The organism is Alkaliphilus pronyensis (assembly GCF_009017275.1).
In the GTDB taxonomy this organism is placed as follows: Bacteria; Bacillota; Clostridia; order Peptostreptococcales; family Natronincolaceae; genus Alkaliphilus_C; species Alkaliphilus_C pronyensis.
Window position 1 is genome coordinate 1 of sequence record NZ_WBZC01000001.1, and the last position, 20288, is coordinate 20288.

Here is a 20288-nt window from a genome sequence, read left to right on the forward strand (position 1 = left end):
TTTGCACAAAATTTCATATAACGTTCCAGTGTTTACGACGTACCTGAGCCGGACCCTCTTGACACTCCCCCCTGGCGGAGCTTCGCTCCCGGTGAAGGGATGTGGTGCGCTGACCTTTCCCTAGAAACGTGCACTCCAGCACCTCCCGTAAACACATTGTTATAGGAAGTAGCGACATCTTATAAGAATAAGACTACCAAAACATTCCTACATATACTCTTCTAATTAAAGCTTTTTTCAAACTGTGCTATTCTTATACCGTCTGGCATAGTCTTTACTTCTACTAAGTTAAATCCACAACCTGTATATAGTTGGATCAAATACTCTCTATCTTCATAGCAATCTAGCCTTAATTTTTCTTTCCCAACTGTTCTAGCATATTCTTCTATCCAATTTATCATTTTTCCGCATTACCTTGTCCTGTGTATTCCTTCTTGACAACAATTTTATTAATATAATAAGCTCCTAAGTGACTATTAGGTCCCCAAAAAAAATCATTACTTTTTACTAAAATAAATCCACCTATCGGAATGTTATTTATATATCCAATAAAACAATCTGGATCATTATATTTTTTAATAAATTCCTTCTTTTCAAGAAACTTCGTGTTCCACATAGGCTGCCCAATTTTAATTAACCATTCAGCTTTTTCCCTATACATACTTAAAAGAATTTCCAATTTGTCATAACCAATCTTCTCAATTTGAAACATTGTGGTCTTATCCTCCTATTGATATCATTACATTGTAAAATATTACTACCTTGCATATGAATACTTAATTAAAGTTAAAAAAGCTTGCACAATTATATTTTGTAGTTTCTCTAAGTCTTGGAAATGCTAATTTTTTTTAGTAAATAATTTGAATCTATTAGTTCTTACAAAATTTAAAATCCAAACATATACTTTGGTTGTTATTACCTATTTTTCAATAAACCCTAATAAGCATCTCTGATATAGCTATTTCCTATAACTACTTCATCTGCGACTGTCGTATATACCTCCCTATAGTAGTTATATCTGACGTAGTGTCGTATATATAGCCTATATAGGTAAGCTTAAATTTTATAGTCTATCTATTGGGCTAATTATTTTCTTCAGCGATTTTTTAGTAACGTGGGTATATATTTCTGTTGTCTTTGAGCTATTGTGACCCAGTAGCTCTTGGATGTATCTTAGATCTGTACCTCTTTCCAGTAGATGAGTTGCAAATGAATGTCTTAGTGAATGGATGCCCACCTCTCGTTTTATACCAGCCTTCTCTAAAGCATTCTTAAAAATTCTTTGGGCACTTCTTTCAGTTAGGTTAGTGCTATCAGTGCCCTCGAATATATATTGCTGGGGCCTGTATTTTTTATAGTACTCTCTTAACTCCTGTAAAACAACCTCTGATAGTATTGTATATCGATCTTTTCTACCTTTACCTTGATGAACTTTTAGAAGCATTCTGTTGCTATCAATGTCACTTAACTTTAGATTAACAGCTTCACTAACCCTTAGTCCAGCAGAATAGGTTAATCTCAACAAAAGCCTATGCTTGTGATTAGTTACTGCATCAAATATTTTCTTTACTTCTGTTTCACTGAGAACTTGGGGTAATTTTTTTTGTTTTTTAGGCCTTATAATTCTTTCAACAGTTTCTATATCATTAGCTACATATTCCACATAGAATTTGATTGAGTTTATAGCCTGATTAATATAAGAGTGGGAAAGGGATTCTTTGTCCAAAAGATATAACAAGTATTGTTTTATTGACTGACTATTTATATTACAGGTGTCATACTCAATATACTCTAGGAATCTTACAAAGTGACCCTTATAGGCCTTTATTGTATTTTGGCTATAGCCCTTAAGCTTTAAAGAATTAAGGAACTCCGATACAACAACTTGTACTCTTTGATTATTATACATTCTTTTTATTTCTTCTAGTTTGCTATAAACCTCATCTGAATACTGAAATTCCCAACGTTTTTCTGTGGAATTCCATCTTCCGCCTCCAATCTGTCGGAGCTTTTCAACATATTTTTTTGAATAGGGGAATGTCACATATATTTCATTTAATAACACATTTATTTTAAAATCCATGACTTCCACCATCCCCTATTATTAATATTTTCTATGTTATGTTTTCAACAAAAGCTACTACTTTCCTGTGTAAATTTTTCTAAATTTGTAATAATATATCGTCAAAAATCGACAAATTAGTGTTTTAGTATACTTGTTCACTATATCTTTTGGGGGTTGAGAATCTTGAGCATAAGCTATATCTCTAATTAATCTTTTCAACAAAAAAAGCATAGCTATATAAACCATGCTTCTACTAACCTATTTTAAGTTTCTTTTCACCATTTCATTTACTACGAAGGAAGCAACATCCTCTGCATAGCTACCACTTCCAAAGCCTGCATCATAGCCCAGCTCCTTTGCTAGCTCATGACTAAGTCTTGGTCCTCCGCAGGCCAATACTATCTTGTCACGTATACCTTCAGCCTCTAGTAGTTCTACTAATTGGGTTAGGTTAGGTATATGAACATCTTTTTGAGTCACAACTTGAGAAATTAATATTGCATCTGCCTTCAGCTCTATGGCCTTAGCAACAAGCTCTTCATTTGGCACCTGACTCCCCAGATTATATGCTTCAATGCCCTTGTATCTCTCTAATCCATAGTGGCCATCAAAGCCCTTCATATTCATAATAGCATCTATTCCTACCGTATGGGCATCTGTTCCTGTACAGGCTCCTATAACCACTATATCTCTGGTGAAGTTCTTTCCAATAAACTCTTCTACCTCCTCCATAGAAAGGGTATCTACCTCCATTTTTACCACTTCAATAGAGGAGTAATCAACAGTATGCTGACATTTCCCATACATTATATAATAACTAAAGCCACCACCCATATCCTTTGAATAAACAACATTAGGCTCATCTAATCCCATACTATGGGCTAAGCGACGGGCAGCCTCCTTCCCCTCCTCTCCATAGGGCACTGGTAGAGTAAAGCTTAATTGAACCATTCCATCATTTAATGTATCACCATAGGGTTTCACTCTTCTAAAATCAATGTTTTCTATTGACATCTTCTCTCCTCCCTTAGCATTAAATCGATAAATGGGTTGAAGTAACCTTCTTCAATAGGTATTACTCCCTTTAGTCCTTTGCCGCCAGTTCTTGAACGTTTTACTCCACCAAATTTTCCTTCCTCTATAGTTTTAAATAGACCATCCTCTTTAATTTGATTTAGAAGCTCACTGGCTTCAACTAAAACCTCCTGGGCCCTTTTCTGTATAATACCATTTTCCTTAAATACTATTTCCTCACCTAAATCCTTACAGTTATTAAAGATGTACTGTGCATTTTCAATTGCTAAGTACCTATCCTGCATATGGGGTGTATGAATAGCTTCCGTTAACATTCCCAACAGCTGTATTCCTTGCCCTGTCCATATTGATATTAGGTTAAATAGTGCATCTTGAACATGTCCCTTGAATATATTACCCGTCATAAATTTAGTCGGGGGCATATACTTTAGTGGTGCTTTGGGAAATATTTCTCTAGCCATTTGGGCCTGTGCCAGTTCTAGCAAAAATCCATTTTGTAAATCTGGATTCATTTCAAAGGCGTGCCCTAACCCCATTTGTTCTTCTGGAATACCTGCTTGTAGGGCAAATTGTTCATTAATGAATTGTGATGCCAGTACTGTATGGGCTTCTTCAACAGCATCTGCCGTTGTAAGATAATTATCTTCTCCTGTATTTATTATAATGCCTGCATAGCCATTAATAACCCTAGAGAAATATTGATCTACGAATGTTCTTTGCATGTTGATATCTCTAAATAGTATTCCATATAGGGCATCATTAAGCATAACATCTAGCCCTTCCATAGCCCCCATAGCTGCAATCTCTGGCATACATAGACCTGAGCAGTAGTTGCATAATCTAATATATCTTCCAACCTCTTCACCTACTTCATCTAATGCTTTACGCATTATTCTAAAGTTTTCTTGAGTGGCAAAGGTACCTCCAAACCCCTCCGTTGTAGCTCCGTATGGTACGTAATCCAATAGACTTTGAGCAGTTGAACGGATAACAGCTATAATATCAGCCCCTTGTCTGGCTGCAGCCTGTGCTTGAAGTGCATCCTCATATATATTTCCAGTTGCAACAATAACGTAAAGATATGGTTTGTTGCCTTCACCAATGGTGTTTATACGCTCTTGTCGTTTTTGTCTATTACTCCATATTTTACTTGCTGCCTTCTGGGCAATTTCATGTATTGCATTTTTAACCCTCGTTATATCCTGTGGTGGAATCTTCGTTAATTCTAACTGATTACTGGCCACAGCCTCTGCTATTTCCTGCGGATTATTACCTGTATAAACCATTGTATTTCCTAACCAATATGCAACACCTAGTCCAAGTCCTCCTCCCTTAATGATGTGATCTACTATTGTATTTGGTAGAGGATATTCTCCGTCAACCACACCATCAATTCCCAGCAAACGAGCAATAGTTCTCTCAACTGCAACTGTTGTATGCTGGTCTATAAAATTTTGAACATCTTCAGCTATACTTCCTGCAGCATTTCTAGCCATTTCAATAGCTTTTGCATCAAGCTTTAACTTGCTAATCATCCCTTTTCCTCCTACCAATAAATTATTGTAGCTTAACTTCTAATCAATTTATCTCAGCGGCGTGACTAACCCTCACGCTTCTTAAGCGGGTGATAAGTGCCGCCAAGCTTCGAAATAAGTACAACTAGAGTTCAGGTGGAGTAAAAACTTCATCTGAACTAAGTTTTCTTTATAGCCTTTTCAGCCTCTAAAATTATATCTTCATTTAGTCCCATTAGCTTAGCGATGAATATTGCATCCTTAGGTACTGTTTGATTTCCTTCAACTTCTATTAAACTGTAATCCATGTGGTTTTCTAGTAATCCTTCATCATATTTACCATCCCTAAGCTTTACCATTTCTAAATCTATTTCTTCTCTTTTCAAGCCCTTTACCTGTAAGTGTTTAACCTCTTTTATTTCTGACAGGCCATCGAAATGGCTAGTTATAACTGATATAGTGGTTTTAGCCTTTAGATATTGAATTATTCCCTTGGAGATGGCATAGCCTTCCTTTGGGTTTGTTCCTCTGGCTAGCTCATCCATTAATATTAGACCTGTTTCATTGACCCTTTCAATAGCTTGTTGCAAGCTTTTTATTTCTGCTCCAAAGGTAGATAAGCCAGCTTCTATCGATTGCTGATCACCTATTGATAGGTGAATAAAGTCTACTGCCCCTAATTCCACCTCTTTGGCTGGTACATATAAGCCTAATTGTGCCATAACCATTATTAAGGCTATTAGCTTTAGTGTAACTGTTTTCCCACCCATATTTGCCCCTGTTATTAGGGTGACCCCAGTATTTAATTGAAGGTCTATAGGTGTATATTTTTTTCCCTTATCAATTAATAGCTTTTCAACAAGGATATGTCTTCCTTCCTTTATTTTTATGACGGGCTTATTTACTAAGTGGGGCTTTACTCCATTTATCTTTATATTAAGCACATATTTACCTATTAATAGATCTAAATCGCCAATTATTGTTGTATTATATATAGCATCCTCCAGCCATTCCTTTATTTTGCGGGACAGTTCCACTCTAACTTGAAGTTCAAGCTCTTCCTCCTTTAGCCTTGTATCCTCAATCTCTAGTGTTAAATCATTTAGGGCTTTAGGGCTTTTAACCTTATAGCTAAAGCTATTTAGTCCCTCAAAGGCTAAATAGACCTTTGGGCTATTGGCCAAGGCATGAAGGGTTTTGCTGTCATTTTTAAATACTGTAATTTCACCATTTGGTCTAATTCTAACTCCAAACTCCTTTGTTATATCTTCTCTTGCTTTTTTACTTTCCTTAAGGATTGTTGACTCTAACATTTTTATGGTCTGTCTTATATTCCTTAACTCTGTATTGTAGCTATCATAAATATAAAAGCTTTTAATTCCTTTATTATCTGGGTCTAGTAGTTTAAAAAGCTTTGACATAGGCTTTAGACTAATTATTTTAAGCTTTTTAAGCTGACAATTATTTAAAATCTCCTCCAGCTTTATTAAGCTATAGGCAAGTGCCTTAATCTCATATATCTCAACTTCATCTAAGACCTCACCAGCCTTTAATCTTTCAAAGGTTCCCTGTAAATCTTTATATTGCTGTAAATTATCCTTAAGCTGTGGCAAAAGTCCTTTTTCAGCTTCTAGTGTATTTTTAAAAAACTCAAAGTTATTTAGTATTTCCTTTAGCTCACCTATGTCCTTAGCAAAATATGGAGCTAAGGCCTCCTTTGCCCTTTTACCATAGGGTGTGATTATAGATAACATATTTAATACCTTGTCTAAGCCTATAGCCTTTAATGTCTCTGGAACCATATAACTATTACTTATCATAAATATCCTCCATCATTACATCCATAACTGGCAAGGGAAGGAGTGCCTGCTTCATTTTATTTAAAAAATCCTCTGGTGGAAACCCATATCCGTAGGGAGATAGTGGGTTTACTGTTACTGCAATAACATTTATTTTATTAACCACGTTAATTTTTACTCCTCTTTTTGCCAGTAGGTACCAATCCCTTTGTGATATAAAAATCTTAGTTGCATCCTCCACCACAAAAACCACCCTTTTATAATTTGGTGTGGCAGAAATTATATCATCTATTGTTTTTGAAACTAATGATCCACTGAGTATAACGTAGTTGGTGTTTTCATTAATATAGCCTGCAATTGTTTTACCATTATTTAAAGAGGTGGATATAGCTATAAATGTAATATTAAAGTTCTTATCGATAGTGGCATATTTTTTGTCATTTATAATTTTAGTGGCGATTTCCATTTTGTCTTGAGGAGCTATTGCCTCTATAGAGTACAAGTGGACTTGATGCTGTGTTTCTGATATAACCTTGTTTATATCTCTACTAACAGCTGCTCCGGTTGCTAATATGGTTGCATCTGTAATTGAAGGTGCAGCTGAGGTTTTTCGGTTTATAGCACCATCTACTATAACCAGCTTAGCACCAAAACTCCTCATTTTTTCAGCTACCTTTTTAATCTGGCTATTTGTATCGGGTCCTGCTATTTCTACTAATCCGTTAGTCAATGCCCTTGCTATAACTACAGTACCCAATGGTGTATTGTAGTCTGTCACCTCAAGAATTTCTAGCTTTGCTTCACTTTTAAGTAGTGTAGCTTTTGCGGTTGCAACAATAGTACCCTCATAAATATATATAGTGGGTTTTTCAGTTAAAGTGACAATATCTATTCTTTCGCCGTCTCTTCCTGTTGAGGTTAGTCCTATAGGAGTATTAAGCTCTGCTGCTTCTTCAATTAATCTATTTAATACAACTGTTTTTCCAGCATTTTTTGCCATACCAACCACTGAAATTGTTTGGTAATCCTTCTTTACATTTCTAAGCAGTAGCAACCTGCACTCCTCCTATTCAAATACAGGAGGACCTTTGCTTTGTCCCCCTGTGTTCTAACCATTATCCTCTATTTTTACTTCTATTATGTCGTTCTAAATTAGCTGGTTCCATTGCTATTGTATGCCCCTGTAAAAGCCCAGCAACCCCTTGTAGCTTATGGGGCTTTTTACCTGTACATACGTCACATTGACAGCTTTCTTTATAATATTCTGGTTCTGTGTAGGTGGTTATTACACCTTCATAGTTTCTTAGAACAACTCTATTGGCCGATTGAGAAATAAGATAGTTTGGCATTACTGGAATTTTTCCACCGCCACCTGGTGCATCAACAACAAAGGTTGGAATTCCATAGCCAGAAGTATGACCTCTTAGTCCTTCAATTATTTCTATTCCCTTTGCTACAGGAGTTCTAAAATGCTCAATACCCATAGACAAATCACATTGATATATATAATAGGGCCTTACTCTGTTTTTAACCAGTAGGTGAATCAAATCCCTCATAATATGCACACAATCATTTATTCCCCTTAGAAGCACCGATTGATTTCCTAAGGGTATACCAGCATCCGCCAATAATTTTAAAGCTCCTATAGCCTCTTCAGTAATTTCCTTTGGATGATTAAAATGAGTATTTAACCAAATAGGATGATACTTCTTTAGCATATTTACGAATTTTTCTGTTATACGTTGAGGCATAACCACTGGAGTTCTTGAGCCCAGTCTAATAATATCCACATGTTGAATAGCCCTTAATTTACTTATGATATATTCTAGCTTTTCATCTGATATTAATAGGCAATCTCCTCCTGAAAGAAGTACATCCCTTACCTGTGGGGTTTTTGCAATATATTCGATGGCTGCATCTATTCTATCCATAGGCAATCCACTATCCTGTTGCCCTGCAAATCTTCTTCTTGTACAATGTCTACAATACATAGAACACATATCAGTAACCAACAGCAGCACTCTGTCGGGATAACGATGTGTTAGTCCAGGGACAGGAGAATCGGCATCTTCGTGTAGAGGGTCCTCCATGTCTGCATCACTTTGATTAATTTCATTTGTAAGGGGAATAGCCTGTTTTCTAACGGGACAGGCTGGGTCCTTTTTATCCATAATAGAGATATAATATGGAGTTATAGCCATTCTCAATGACTTTAAGCATTCATTTATTCCCTCTTCCTCTTCGGAAGTAAGATGAATAACCTTTTTAAGATCCTCAACATTTGTTATACGATTTTTTACCTGCCAATGCCAATCCTTCCATTGTTCCTCTGTTACATCCTTCCATAAGTCTATTTCTTTGTAGCTTACCATTAAATCTCTCCCTCCTATTTTTATGCATATAGCTCTTCATATGCCTTCCTTAATTCTGCACTTTCCCTCATAATTTGAAGTGCTATTTCAGCATGACCCTTCGTATACCCATTTCCAATAATCATAGTATTATCTCTTCCTACTCCCTCTGCACCTAATGCAGCCTTCGTAAAGCTTGTAGCCATACTAAAGAAGTAAATTAACCCATCATTTTTAGCCGCCAATATACTGGCCATTTCTGTGTTTTCAACATTTACACAATTTATAACAACATCTGCCATTTCACCATTTGTAGCTTCCTTTACCTTTTCCATTACCTCTACAGCATTAGTAGCGTCTGCTACTATATAAGTATCTGCTAGATCGAGTTTTATTGGCAGTTCAATGGATTTTTCCTTTGGCCCAATACAAATCACTTGTCCCGTAATACCTGCTCTCTTTTTTGCTTCATAAAGACAGAGCATTCCTGATTTACCACCTCCACCTATAACAACCACCCTGTGTCCAGGTGCAACTAGCTTGGCAGTTTGAGCTGGGGCACCTGCCACATCAAGTACAGACAGGGCTAAGTTTTCAGGTAAATCCTGTGGTATAACACTATAGATTCCGCTTTCAAATAAAATTGCTTTTCCCTTTATATCCACTTGATCAATGTCTTTTCTCATCCTTAAAATTTCATATATCTTAAGGGGTGTTAATGATAAGGATACAAGAGTAGCTATTTTATCTCCTACCTTTAGTTTGGTTTTCCCTTCAAGGGACGGCCCAATTTTTTCTACCCTTCCAATAAGCATTCCACCTGATCCAGTAACTGGGTTTTGATGCTTACCCCTTGTTTCAACTATCTTCAGCATTATTTCTTTAATCTTTTCCTCGTCGCCTTCTGCCTCTTGTTTTATCTGTGTAAAGCTGGCGGAATCAATATTTAATGTGATAACATCAATCAGTATTTCATTGTCATATATTTCCATGTCATTGTCAATTTTTAATGCTGGCTGTGGTAATACTCCCTTTGGCTCAATAACTCTATGTGTTCCGTATGGACATCCTTTTTTCACCTTACTTCCCCCTATTCTTTTTATACTTTATTATTGTTTGTTCTAAACTTAATTTCATGAATGAAATTTTGCAATAACTGTGCCACTTTTAAGCTTCCCCACATCTTATAATAATTAAGCTATATTGAAGCCAGTAGTAGGTATTACAAAGCATAAAAACCCACATAATATCTAAGCTATTATAAGGTAGAGTTCTCTGGATATAAAAAAATTGCCGAGTTTTAGGCAATTTATTAATATCTCTACTGATTTAGCTTATATTTTTTAATTTTATATTGCAGAGTTTGTCTAGGTATTTGAAGTATTTTAGCTGCACTAGTTACATTACCCCTAACCTCTGAAAGGGTATTTTTTATGGAGTTACGTTCTGCTATTTCAAGACTTTTCCTTAGTGAAGGTTGATCCTCTTTTTTGTTTAAGCCAATTAATTGACTTCTTTGTAAATGGTAGGGTAAATCCACTTCTTCTATAATATCTCCTTCTAATACATTCATTGCTCCTTCTATCACATGCTTTAGCTCCCTAACATTTCCAGGCCAGCAGTATGAATAAAAGACATCCAAAACCCTACTATTAATACCCTTTACTTTTTTTTCTAACCTTTCATTAAATAGCTTTATGAAAAAGTCAACTAATAAAGGTATATCTCCCTTTCTTTCTTTTAAATCTGGTACACGTAGGGAAACGACATTTAATCTGTAAAAAAGGTCACTCCTTATATAATTCTTATCTAATGCTTCTAGGGGATTTATGTTCATTGCAGCAACAATTCTAACATCTACTTGACGGGTTTTAATATCTCCTACTCTTCTTATATGGCCCTCTTCTAGTACCCTTAATAGCTTTGCCTGTAGATCTATTGGCATTGAGTTTATTTCATCTAAAAACAAGCTTCCTCCATCTGCCAATTCAAATAAACCCGGTCTGTTATCTGCACCAGTAAAGGTTCCCTTAACAGTACCAAACAATATGCTTTCCAATAGGGTAGCTGGTATGGCGGCACAATTTTGAGCAATAAAAGGCTTATTTCGTCTGCTGCTGGCATTATGAATTGACTGAACTACTAATTCTTTTCCTGTACCAGTATTTCCATAAATCATAATGGATGACAAGCTGTCGGCAGCCTTAAGGGCCTTAGCTTTTAGTTTTTGTATCTCTTGACTCTGACCGATTATGTCCATAAAGTTGTATTTTGCATTACCCTTAGACATTAGTTTTTTTGAGTCTTCATCCTTATAAAGCTGCTTTTGTAAATCTAAAACCCTCTCTGATAATTCTCTAACAGCAGTAATGTCCTTTGATATTTCTATTGCACCCAATATTTTGCTTCCTTCAATTATTGGAATAGAGGAATTAACTGTTGTAATTTTAAAGCCATTGTAATTTACAAAGGTTTGTTGAAGGTCTAAAATCGGTTTGCCAGTTTTAATAACTTGAAGTAAGGTGCTTGTTTCTTCTGTTAAGGAGGGATATACCTCTAATATATGCCTTCCTGTAGCTATGTTTTTGCTTACATTATCTAATCTTGCTGCTGCAGGATTGCAATATATAATGCTGCCTTTTCTGTCTATTATTTGTATACCCTCTCCTATGTGGTCCAGCAGCGTTTCTAAATGGTTTTGGGTAAAAATTTTATTCATTGACCATCGCCCACTTTCCAGCTTAAAATAGCCGATTTTTCGGCATCATTAATTATATTTTACCTTATTTATCTAAATTAATCAAATAAGCTGTTGGTCTTCTTTACTATTTTGGAGGTCTAGGTCCATAATACTGGTAGTAGGTACATTGTATCCTTCCATTGTATAGCTTTCTTTTTCTATCGGCTTTTTTGCCATATAAGCCTTCAAAGCTTGGGTGTGAGGTGATTATGTAATGGGACCAAGTATCCATTGAGGTGAAAACCTTACCCATGTTTATGTAAAGATTATCTACCTCCTTAGAATCTCCTATTCGTTCACCATAGGGAGGATTGCAAATAGTACACCCATACTGGAATCTTGATGCTAAGTCCTCTACACCTAGCCTTTGTACATGGATATCGTCTTCTAATCCTGCCTCACCTATATGATATCTTGCAAGCTTTAAGACTTCACCGTCAATATCCGAGCCATATATCCTTAAGGGTCTATCATATTGGGCAAGATCGTGGGCCTCTTTTCTTGCCTCCCACCATAAACTTTTAGGTATAACATTCCATTCCTCTGATACAAAGTTTCTATTTATTCCTGGGGCTATATTCTTGCCTATTAAGCCAGCTTCTATAGGGATGGTTCCTGACCCACAAAGGGGATCAATTAAAACCCTATCAGGATTCCAATAGCTTAACAGCACAAGCCCTGCAGCTAAGGTTTCTTTAATAGGTGCTTTGTTTGATAGGGTACGGTAGCCTCTTTTATGAAGTCCTGCTCCACTGGTGTCTATTGTCAGTGTAGCTATATCCTTTAATAGGGCTACTTCAATTTTATATTTACCAGCCCCTTCACTAAACCAATCTATTTTATATTTTTCCTTCATGCTTTCTACAACAGCCTTTTTTACTATTGCTTGACAATCTGAAACACTGAAGAGCTTTGAACCAATAGATTTACCCTCTACAGGAAATTGTCCATCCTCTGGTATCCATTGATGCCAGGGCAATGCTTTTGTATTTTCAAATAATTCTTCAAAGGTTGTAGCTTTAAACTCTCCAACCTTTAAAAGGACTCTATCTGCAGATCTAAGCCAAAGATTACTTCTGCATATTCCTGATAAATCTGTAGTAAATGTAACTTTGCCATTCTCCACAGCAACTTCATCATAGCCTAAAGCCTTTACTTCTCTAGCAACCACTGCTTCTAATCCAAAGGCAGCTGTTGCAATTAGTTGTATTTTTTCCATTTTAAGATTAACCTCTTTTCTTTTTCTAAAGTATTTAAGTATATATACTAATAAAGAAAACTCAGTTAAGATGGAGTTTTAACTCCACCTGAACTCTAGTTGCCCTTATTTCGAAGCTTGGCGGCACTTATCTCCCCCTTAAGAAGCGGCAGTATTAGTAATGCCGCTGAGATAAATTAGCACCTTGTTATGTTGTTTAAGGATGATTACTTAGCTTTCTTAATATTATTAATAATTATTCTACATAGTATTTATTTGAATATAGGTAATTTTTTTAATTGCTAATAACAATATTATTATATTACTGAACTTTATTATATCAGACAATATTAGAATACTAAAATCCCCATTTAATAATAAAGAAAACTTAGTTCAGATGGAGTTTTTACTCCACCTGAACTCTAGCTGCACTTATTTCGAAGCTTGGCGGCACTTATCTCCCGCTTAAGAAGCGGGAGTATTAGTAACGCCGCTGAGATATGCTATTATATTGTAGGTATTTTTTACTATGTTTTTGAAAAAAACTAGGAGGATTTACCTATTTTTATGGTAATATATAAGTAGGTTTATATTTTAATTATAAAAGTATACAGGAGGCTATTAAAATGGCATATGATATTGTTGGTCAACTGAAGGATTCTTCTATTCCATTTCCTTTAAGCTTTAAAGACACAATGCCAAAGCATAAAAATAGAGTTTTAAAGAAATTGCATCATTACATTATTGATGATGTTGAAGAAAGCCCTATGGATAATATTAAAGCAATAACTCTTAATTGCAGGAGAGGAAATATACGTGTGGTTACCTCTGAGGAGGATGTTATCAGATTACATTTACATGGTAGAATTACTACATCAAATCCATTCGTTACACCTAGTTTGCTTGTTAATAGTAATAAATCAGTGTTATCAGGTGAAATTAAGGATTATCATAACTCATATGAGGTTGTTGATTCTAATCTTGCATTAGATATTTCTATACCAGCCAATTATCAAGAAGTCTTATCCATAAAAAGCCATTGTGGTAGCTTAACAATAGAAGCACCAAACAATATTAATGAGATAAATTATGAATCTTTAGGAGGAAGCTTTAAGGCAAAATCTTTATCCTGTAACAAAGCAGTTATAAAAACTATTACGGGAAATATTAGAATAGAGGACTTATCATCAGATGTCTCTTTGGATACTGTAACTGGAAGTATTGATGTTAATAGATTGGATGCAAAAAAAACATTGGTAATAAAATCTGTTGTTGGTGATATTAATATTGGTGATGCTAGTTTGCAAGGTCTGCCAGTGCTTACCACTGTAACTGGTAAGCTTATAGATAAAAGAAGCCAATTGACAGACTTAACATATAATAATATAAAGGTTGAAACAGTTACATCTACCCTTGAAATTGGTTAAAGCAAAGCTTATAGCAGCCTGTATATGTGTAATGCTTGAATTATATGAATTATAGTTAAGTAAATACAACAAACCCCGTCTCTAACAGTAAAACAGAGTCGGGGTTTATTTATATGCTGATCGATTATTTCACTTTAAAAAGCCGCCTTTACCTTTATTTTTTACTGCAATTACCTCTGCTATAATTGAAAGAGCTATTTCTTCAGGGGTATCAGCATTTAAATCTAAGCCAATGGGACAGTGGACTCCTTCAAGAATACTATCTGAGTAGCCCCTACTCTTCATATATTTCATAACCTCTTCTTTTTTTCTTCTGCTTCCCATTAGTCCTACATAGGCAGCTGGCTTATCAATTATCTCCTCTAAAACTACTTGGTCAGTTAAATGCCCCTTGGTTACAATTACTACATAGGTATACTCATCTACCTTTACTTCCTTTAAAGCATCCCTATAGTCCTCTTTTACTATCCTTTTAATATTAGGAAATCTGTCTTCGGTGGCGAAGCTGCTTCTTTCCTCCAGCAATATAGTTTCTAGCTTTAAAATTTCTGCTATTTTTGCAATTTCATATCCCACATGACCACCACCACAAAGTAGTAGCCTTGCTTTAGGAAGAAACACTTCTAAAAAAACCTTCATAGTGCCTCCACATTGCATTCCAATACCCTTATTCCCTGGTGATAAATCATATTCAAGTGTAGTGCTTTTATTGGTCTCTAAGGCATTTTGAGCCTCTTCTATTATCTTAGCCTCCACCAAGCCTCCACCAACAGTGCCATATAATTCTTGGTCCTTTGTATAAATCATTTTAAAGCCTATTTTTCCTGGTGAAGATCCCTTTGCTTCTATTACAGTTGCCAGCACAAAGGGCTTTCTTATCTTTATTAGCTCCAATAGCTTTTCCATAATCATTAACATTGCTCCCTCCCATTAGTGTACATTCTTTATTGTTAATTCCATATAAGGAGCTTAAAATCCTTTATAGCAGTGTAGGTGGTATATTATACTGTTTTAGAGGAGGTTGACATTTCGTTGCTTGCCAATTGGTTACTGGTTAATTCCTTATACGACCTTATGTTAAAGGTTATTAAGGTCTGAATTATTATTATTGTTCCACAGCCAATCATTAATAAATATGCACCTACTCTGTCGGCCAAGAATCCAGTCAGCAGCATAGACGCCAGAAGTATAACATTACCTATTGCAATGTCAATACTGAATACTCTTCCTAGCTTAGAAGCCTCTACATTTTTTTGTAGATATACCCCATAAGCTATATTCACCATAGACATAAATATACCACATATAAACACAAAGATAACCATAAGGAACAGATACTTAAACACAGCAAATAGTATATAGCTTATTCCAAAGCCACCTATTCCAAAAACAATCATATTTATTTCCTTCATTTTGTTATCTAATGAGCCAATTAACAGGGCTCCTGTCAATAGTCCTGCACTGAAAATTGCAGTAACTAACCCATAGGCCTCAGCTGAAAAACCTAAGCTATTTATATGGGCAACATTTAAAACAGGTACTGCTCCAAAGGGTAAAGAGGCGATGGCAAAAAAGACAATTATAAACTTGATAGATTTACTTTTGGATATGTAGCTAAAGCCCTCAATTAAATCTTCTTTAAATGTATTCTCTTTTACACCTTCTACCTTTTCTGCCTTAGGAATTTTTATAAACATTTCAAATATAGCAGAAATTAGAAATGATACTCCATTTATAATAAATACTATATAGGATCCAAACAGCCCAACTAATACCCCACCAATAGCTGGACCTATCAGGGTAGCCAATTGATTTACAGAGGTTGTCATTGAGTTTGCCGTCATAAGCTCTTCTTTATCTACTATTCTAGGTACTATACTTCTTATTGCAGGAGAGAAGAAGGCATCGAATATCCCTTGTGTTAATACAATTAAAAAAATAAAATTTATGTTGCCTGTAAAAACAAGCAGAATAGACAGCACTCCACGTATAATATCAGAAGTTATTATAATAGCTTTTTTATTCCACCTATCTACCCATACCCCTGCCAAAGGTCCAATTATTATTGAAGGCAGCTTTAAAAATACCATAAGCATACTGAGCTTTAATATTTCACCAGTTGCATTTAGCACTAACCAGGTTAATCCAATATAATTTATATAGGAACCTATCTCTGATACTGTTTGTCCCCAAAATAGAAGACTAAAATTTTTGTTCTTTAGCATTTTGATATATTTTTCCATTAATCAAAATTACCCTCCCCCATATTTGTTGTTTGAAAGTTTATGGTAATAATTTCTATATGCATCATAAACATTATATCAAATCTTTTTCTTTTGTATGTCGTTATTTGTCTATAATATAAAATTTTTTTAAAAAATTTTTAATATAATATTTAAAAAATAGCCCACACCAATGCTAGCTTTTGGTATAGACTAATAATTGCTACTATGCTTTAAAGCTAATATTTAAGCTGTTGCTTGTTTCAACTAATCCTAAAATCCTTAAATTATAACTAATATCTATATCTCCATGCCTAAAGTCCTCACATATATTGACTTCCAGATTATTTGTGTAGACCTCCATTTGAAAGTTACCAAATAAAGTATTGTATGGGCTTTTGCATCTCTTGCCCTTTTCGAATACCATAAATGCTTGATTACTACCATATCTTTTTAATGAAACCCTATTGTCACCTTCTATTTTTAAGGTGGTGGTAGTTCCCTCCATGCCTGATATCTCTGACTCCCTATATACTATAAAAATACTGTTACTCTTTTTATATATTACTCCCTCTGTTGTTAGCTGTATTTTGTTTTCTTCACCCTTATCATCTTTTTGTACTCCTGAAACTCTAATCAATAACTCATTCTTCATAATATCAACCTTTTCCTATATTAATTTCTTTCGTTAAATCTTTCTATGGCCAAATCAATTAATCTGTTAATTAGCTCTTCATATTTTATGCCACTTGCCTCCCACATTTTAGGGTACATGCTTATTTTAGTGAAACCAGGCATTGTGTTTATTTCATTTATTAGTATTCTATTTGTGCTCTTCTCTATAAAAAAGTCAACCCTAGCTAATCCACTGCAATCTATTAGCCTATATACCTTAATGGCTAAGCTCCTAATTTTTTCTATTGTTTCCTTTGGTAAATCAGCTGGAATAATAAACTGGGTCTTACCGTCAAAATACTTGTCTTGATAATCATAAAATTCATGGGAGGGAATTATTTCTGCTGGTAATGAAGCTATTGGTTCATCATTTCCTAATACTGAGCATTCTATTTCTCTTGCATTTATGTTTTCTTCTATAACAATTTTTCTGTCATACCTTGACGCCTCTTCAATTGCAGCCATTAGTTGCTGTCTATTTCTAGCTTTGCTTATTCCAACACTAGAACCAAGATTTGCAGGTTTTACAAAGACAGGATACTTTAGCCTTTCTTCTATTGCTTCTAATTCTCTAATTGGGCTTTCTTCATACTTTTTTCTGTAAACTACAGTATAGTCTGCTTGAGGTATATCCTCTGCCTTAAACAAAGCTTTTACAACAGCCTTATCCATAGCAACAGCAGATGCCAATACACCAGCACCCACATAGGGTACATTAATAGTCTCTAGTAAACCTTGTATAGTTCCATCTTCGCCAAAGGGGCCATGTAATACTGGAAAAACCACATCAATATCCTCTACAGTGCCACCAAGAGCTATAGAGCCACTGTTTGATTTTTGGGGAATTAAAGATACTGAAGAAGTTTTCTCATCATTTAGTAGCATATTCTTAATTCCTTCCCATTCCCCCGATTCTATTTCCTTAACAGTAGAGTTATACCTTTGCCAGTTACCCTCCTTAGTTATAACAACGGGAATAATATTGTACTTTTCTTTATTAATTGCCCTTAATATTGAAGCTGCTGACATCAAGGAAACCTCATGTTCATGGGATTTACCTCCAAATAATACCATTACATTTGTTTTTTTCATTCCTTCACCTACTTTCATTACTATTAATATTCTACCCCTGTTTAAACTATTATTCAACTAATAGATAATTTAAGCCTTCTTCAATAATAGTTAACAAAAAGATTGATTTATAGTTAAACTTTTAGTATATTAAGGGTAATAATTAAAATTTTGGGAGTGGATGAGTCTTGGAATTATTAAGTGTAGGTGAAAAGATTAAAAAGCTTCGTAGGGACATAGGACTTAAACAGGATGAATTGACGGGAGACCAGATTACCAGAAGTTTAATTAGTATGATAGAAAGTGGTAAAAGGTCTTTGAGTCCACAAACGGCAACAATAATTGCAAAAAAGCTTAACTATTACTACAAAAACCTAGGAAAAACCATTACACCTGAGTATCTGCTGGAATCTAAAGAGGAGCAGGTTCAAAAAATAATTCAAGAGCAGTTAGATAGCATTAATCTTCTATTAAAAAGCAAAAAGAATTTAGAGCATAATCATATATACGATATTTTTAATAGGATGACAGAATTAGCTAAAATCTGGTTTTTAAAGAAGGATATATCGAAAATATTATTCCATAAGGGGAATTTTCATTATCACATTAAAAAATATAACCTTGCTTTAATGGACTATTTTAGTGCTTTAGAATACATACTTCAGGCAAAGGACTATGAAGATGGGGCTAAAATATATATGGGTATTGGTAAATGCTATTTGAAAAAAATATTCTTAGAGGAGGCTAAGCTATACTTTAATAAGGCCCAAAGAATTGCTATTGAAAATAACACCAGTAATGCTGATGAGATTCAGCTGGAGGCTATAATAAATCTTATAATTTGTTATAAAAGCTCCAAGCAATACGATTTAGCCCTTCAACAGCTATATTCCTTTAAGGAGTTAAAAAATGTTGAGGATGAATATGTAGATGAGGTTTCCTTAATGGAGGCTGATATTTATAGGGATATTGGTAATTTTGAAAAGGCTTTTAAGCTATACGACAGGCTTAATAATAAGATTTATGAGCTGTCTCCAGAAAAGAGAGCATATTTATATAGTAGCATGTCAGCTGCATACCGCTTATTAGAAAAAAAAGACCTAGCCATTGAATATATAAATAAGGCCTATAGTCTTAAGGATGAGATTGAGAATTCACCCCATTTATTCCTATTGGAAATGGCACAGGGCTATAGAAAGCTTAATATAACAGAAAAAGCAATTGATATATTAAAGGAGGCCCATTATATAACTAAGCAGCTGTCAGAGGTAGATACAGAGCTTGAGATTTTTCTATGCTATGCTGATATTTATTATTATCATAAGGAGTATAGGTTAATGGAGGAAAGCTTAGTAAAGGCAGAGGCAATTGTTGATATGGCAGCTGATAAGTCAAGTTATTATAGAATATATTCTAGGCTTGCCGCATTATACTGTAGCTTAGATAATAATGATAAAAGCCTATGGTACCTAAATAAGCTATGTAATATGTAAAAACTCAGGTTCTTTAGCCTGAGTTTCTTTACAGCTTTGCCCACTCAAATATCTGGTTTTTAGAGGCCTTAAGCCAATCCCATATCTTAGATCTTAATTGAAGGGGTAATTGATTTTCACCCACATCAGACATTACCAACTCATATTCTTCCTCTGTTAAAACCTCTTTAAGCTGACTTTTTGTATCTTCATCAATTAATCCACTTTTAACATCTATAAAGCATAGGGGTGGAAACATAACGCACCACCAGTTTTGTCCTTTGCCTTCTCCTATTTCCACCCTTAATGCTTCATAGGTTCCAGCCGCTAAAACTATATCTCCATACCTTCTTGTTGGAAATTGATGTTTATCAAGACTTACCCTAACCTGGTGCTCTACTTTATTTCTTTTTAGTTCCTTAACTGCTGTTTCTCTTATGTTTTCAAGATTTTTTGTTATAATACCTCTACTCTCATGAATTGTAGTTGCCCCTTCTAATTCCTCTGCCATTTCCTTAATAATCTGCTCTTTAACCTTCAGCTTTAATAGTTGATCCTGTGGTGAGTCACTATTGGCAATTACATGGAATCTTATAAGCTTGGTGTTGGCATAATTGGTATTATGGGTTAGGGTATCTTTTGGGGCGACAAAGTAACCAGTAACCCCTAATACACCAATAATAACCAATATTATTAATTTCTTGAGCATTTAAATTCCC

General features: G+C 34.9%; 18 protein-coding genes. 2 read left to right on the forward strand and 16 right to left on the reverse strand.

The annotated features are described in order from the left end of the window. Window positions 1-221: 221 nt before the first annotated feature. From F8154_RS00005 to F8154_RS00055, 11 genes are all read right to left on the reverse strand, one after another. Window positions 222-401 (reverse strand): N-acetyltransferase, encoded by a 180-nt coding sequence (locus F8154_RS00005; RefSeq protein ID WP_151859528.1) that lies wholly within the window; start codon window positions 399-401, stop codon window positions 222-224. Then, window positions 398-712, reverse strand: coding sequence for a GNAT family N-acetyltransferase (locus F8154_RS00010; RefSeq protein ID WP_151859529.1), 315 nt, complete (start codon window positions 710-712; stop codon window positions 398-400). Before F8154_RS00010 ends, F8154_RS00005 begins: the two co-directional genes overlap by 4 nt. A gap of 351 nt (window positions 713-1063) precedes the next feature. After that, window positions 1064-2083 carry a site-specific tyrosine recombinase/integron integrase gene (gene xerA, locus F8154_RS00015; RefSeq protein WP_151859530.1) on the reverse strand — a complete coding sequence of 340 codons (1020 nt, stop codon included), beginning with the start codon at window positions 2081-2083 and terminating at the stop codon, window positions 1064-1066. A 240-nt stretch (window positions 2084-2323) separates the two neighbouring features. Next, a complete protein-coding gene (kamE, locus tag F8154_RS00020; RefSeq protein ID WP_151859531.1) occupies window positions 2324-3079 on the reverse strand; it encodes a lysine 5,6-aminomutase subunit beta in 756 nt (251 codons plus the stop codon). Continuing rightward, entirely contained in the window at window positions 3070-4635 is a 1566-nt protein-coding gene (gene kamD / locus F8154_RS00025) for a lysine 5,6-aminomutase subunit alpha (RefSeq protein ID WP_151859532.1), read from the reverse strand. Before kamD ends, kamE begins: the two co-directional genes overlap by 10 nt. A 158-nt stretch (window positions 4636-4793) precedes the next feature. After that, window positions 4794-6434, reverse strand: coding sequence for a lysine 5,6-aminomutase reactivase ATPase KamC (gene kamC, locus F8154_RS00030; RefSeq protein WP_151859533.1), 1641 nt, complete (start codon window positions 6432-6434; stop codon window positions 4794-4796). Continuing rightward, complete coding sequence (gene kamB, locus F8154_RS00035) at window positions 6424-7467, reverse strand: lysine 5,6-aminomutase reactivase subunit KamB (RefSeq protein ID WP_243141107.1); 1044 nt, start codon at window positions 7465-7467, stop codon at window positions 6424-6426. Before kamB ends, kamC begins: the two co-directional genes overlap by 11 nt. 61 nt (window positions 7468-7528) lie before the next feature. Beyond that, complete coding sequence (gene kamA / locus F8154_RS00040; RefSeq protein ID WP_151859534.1) at window positions 7529-8785, reverse strand: lysine 2,3-aminomutase; 1257 nt, start codon at window positions 8783-8785, stop codon at window positions 7529-7531. 20 nt (window positions 8786-8805) lie between these two features. After that, window positions 8806-9843 carry an L-erythro-3,5-diaminohexanoate dehydrogenase gene (gene kdd, locus F8154_RS00045; protein ID WP_151859535.1) on the reverse strand — a complete coding sequence of 346 codons (1038 nt, stop codon included), beginning with the start codon at window positions 9841-9843 and terminating at the stop codon, window positions 8806-8808. Window positions 9844-10085: 242 nt separating this feature from the next. Further along, a complete protein-coding gene (locus F8154_RS00050) occupies window positions 10086-11483 on the reverse strand; it encodes a sigma-54 interaction domain-containing protein (RefSeq protein ID WP_151859536.1) in 1398 nt (465 codons plus the stop codon). 106 nt (window positions 11484-11589) lie between these two features. Then, entirely contained in the window at window positions 11590-12723 is a 1134-nt protein-coding gene (locus tag F8154_RS00055) for a THUMP domain-containing class I SAM-dependent RNA methyltransferase (protein ID WP_151859537.1), read from the reverse strand. Between the two features lie 605 nt (window positions 12724-13328). Here F8154_RS00055 and F8154_RS00060 point away from each other — a divergent pair. Continuing rightward, the gene (locus F8154_RS00060) at window positions 13329-14129 is read left to right on the forward strand and encodes a DUF4097 family beta strand repeat-containing protein (protein WP_151859538.1); all 801 of its coding nucleotides are present in this window, start codon (window positions 13329-13331) and stop codon (window positions 14127-14129) included. 129 nt (window positions 14130-14258) lie between these two features. On the opposite strand, the gene F8154_RS00065 is transcribed toward F8154_RS00060, so the two are convergent. From F8154_RS00065 to F8154_RS00080, 4 genes are all read right to left on the reverse strand, one after another. Further along, window positions 14259-15047: an XdhC family protein gene (locus tag F8154_RS00065; RefSeq protein WP_151859539.1), complete on the reverse strand. Its 789-nt coding sequence runs from the start codon at window positions 15045-15047 to the stop codon at window positions 14259-14261. A gap of 83 nt (window positions 15048-15130) precedes the next feature. Continuing rightward, window positions 15131-16372 (reverse strand): MFS transporter, encoded by a 1242-nt coding sequence (locus tag F8154_RS00070; RefSeq protein ID WP_151859540.1) that lies wholly within the window; start codon window positions 16370-16372, stop codon window positions 15131-15133. Window positions 16373-16577: 205 nt separating this feature from the next. Next, window positions 16578-17006, reverse strand: coding sequence for a DUF1934 domain-containing protein (locus F8154_RS00075; RefSeq protein WP_151859541.1), 429 nt, complete (start codon window positions 17004-17006; stop codon window positions 16578-16580). A gap of 20 nt (window positions 17007-17026) precedes the next feature. Further along, window positions 17027-18118, reverse strand: coding sequence for a D-alanine--D-alanine ligase (locus F8154_RS00080; protein WP_151859542.1), 1092 nt, complete (start codon window positions 18116-18118; stop codon window positions 17027-17029). 167 nt (window positions 18119-18285) lie between these two features. Here F8154_RS00080 and F8154_RS00085 point away from each other — a divergent pair, with 167 nt between their 5' ends. After that, complete coding sequence (locus tag F8154_RS00085; RefSeq protein WP_151859543.1) at window positions 18286-19590, forward strand: helix-turn-helix domain-containing protein; 1305 nt, start codon at window positions 18286-18288, stop codon at window positions 19588-19590. A gap of 28 nt (window positions 19591-19618) precedes the next feature. On the opposite strand, the gene spoIIR is transcribed toward F8154_RS00085, so the two are convergent. After that, window positions 19619-20278 (reverse strand): stage II sporulation protein R, encoded by a 660-nt coding sequence (spoIIR, locus tag F8154_RS00090; RefSeq protein ID WP_151859544.1) that lies wholly within the window; start codon window positions 20276-20278, stop codon window positions 19619-19621. Between the last annotated feature and the right edge of the window lie 10 nt (window positions 20279-20288).

Coding starts and splice junctions, on each gene's coding strand:
- F8154_RS00005 (WP_151859528.1), bottom strand. CDS start 401: ATGATAAATTGGATAGAAGAATATGCTAGAACAGTTGGGAAAGAAAAA.
- F8154_RS00010 (WP_151859529.1), bottom strand. CDS start 712: ATGTTTCAAATTGAGAAGATTGGTTATGACAAATTGGAAATTCTTTTA.
- xerA (WP_151859530.1), bottom strand. CDS start 2,083: ATGGATTTTAAAATAAATGTGTTATTAAATGAAATATATGTGACATTC.
- kamE (WP_151859531.1), bottom strand. CDS start 3,079: ATGTCAATAGAAAACATTGATTTTAGAAGAGTGAAACCCTATGGTGAT.
- kamD (WP_151859532.1), bottom strand. CDS start 4,635: ATGATTAGCAAGTTAAAGCTTGATGCAAAAGCTATTGAAATGGCTAGA.
- kamC (WP_151859533.1), bottom strand. CDS start 6,434: ATGATAAGTAATAGTTATATGGTTCCAGAGACATTAAAGGCTATAGGC.
- kamA (WP_151859534.1), bottom strand. CDS start 8,785: ATGGTAAGCTACAAAGAAATAGACTTATGGAAGGATGTAACAGAGGAA.
- F8154_RS00050 (WP_151859536.1), bottom strand. CDS start 11,483: ATGAATAAAATTTTTACCCAAAACCATTTAGAAACGCTGCTGGACCAC.
- F8154_RS00055 (WP_151859537.1), bottom strand. CDS start 12,723: ATGGAAAAAATACAACTAATTGCAACAGCTGCCTTTGGATTAGAAGCA.
- F8154_RS00060 (WP_151859538.1), top strand. CDS start 13,329: ATGGCATATGATATTGTTGGTCAACTGAAGGATTCTTCTATTCCATTT.
- F8154_RS00065 (WP_151859539.1), bottom strand. CDS start 15,047: ATGTTAATGATTATGGAAAAGCTATTGGAGCTAATAAAGATAAGAAAG.
- F8154_RS00070 (WP_151859540.1), bottom strand. CDS start 16,372: ATGGAAAAATATATCAAAATGCTAAAGAACAAAAATTTTAGTCTTCTA.
- F8154_RS00075 (WP_151859541.1), bottom strand. CDS start 17,006: ATGAAGAATGAGTTATTGATTAGAGTTTCAGGAGTACAAAAAGATGAT.
- F8154_RS00080 (WP_151859542.1), bottom strand. CDS start 18,118: ATGAAAAAAACAAATGTAATGGTATTATTTGGAGGTAAATCCCATGAA.
- spoIIR (WP_151859544.1), bottom strand. CDS start 20,278: ATGCTCAAGAAATTAATAATATTGGTTATTATTGGTGTATTAGGGGTT.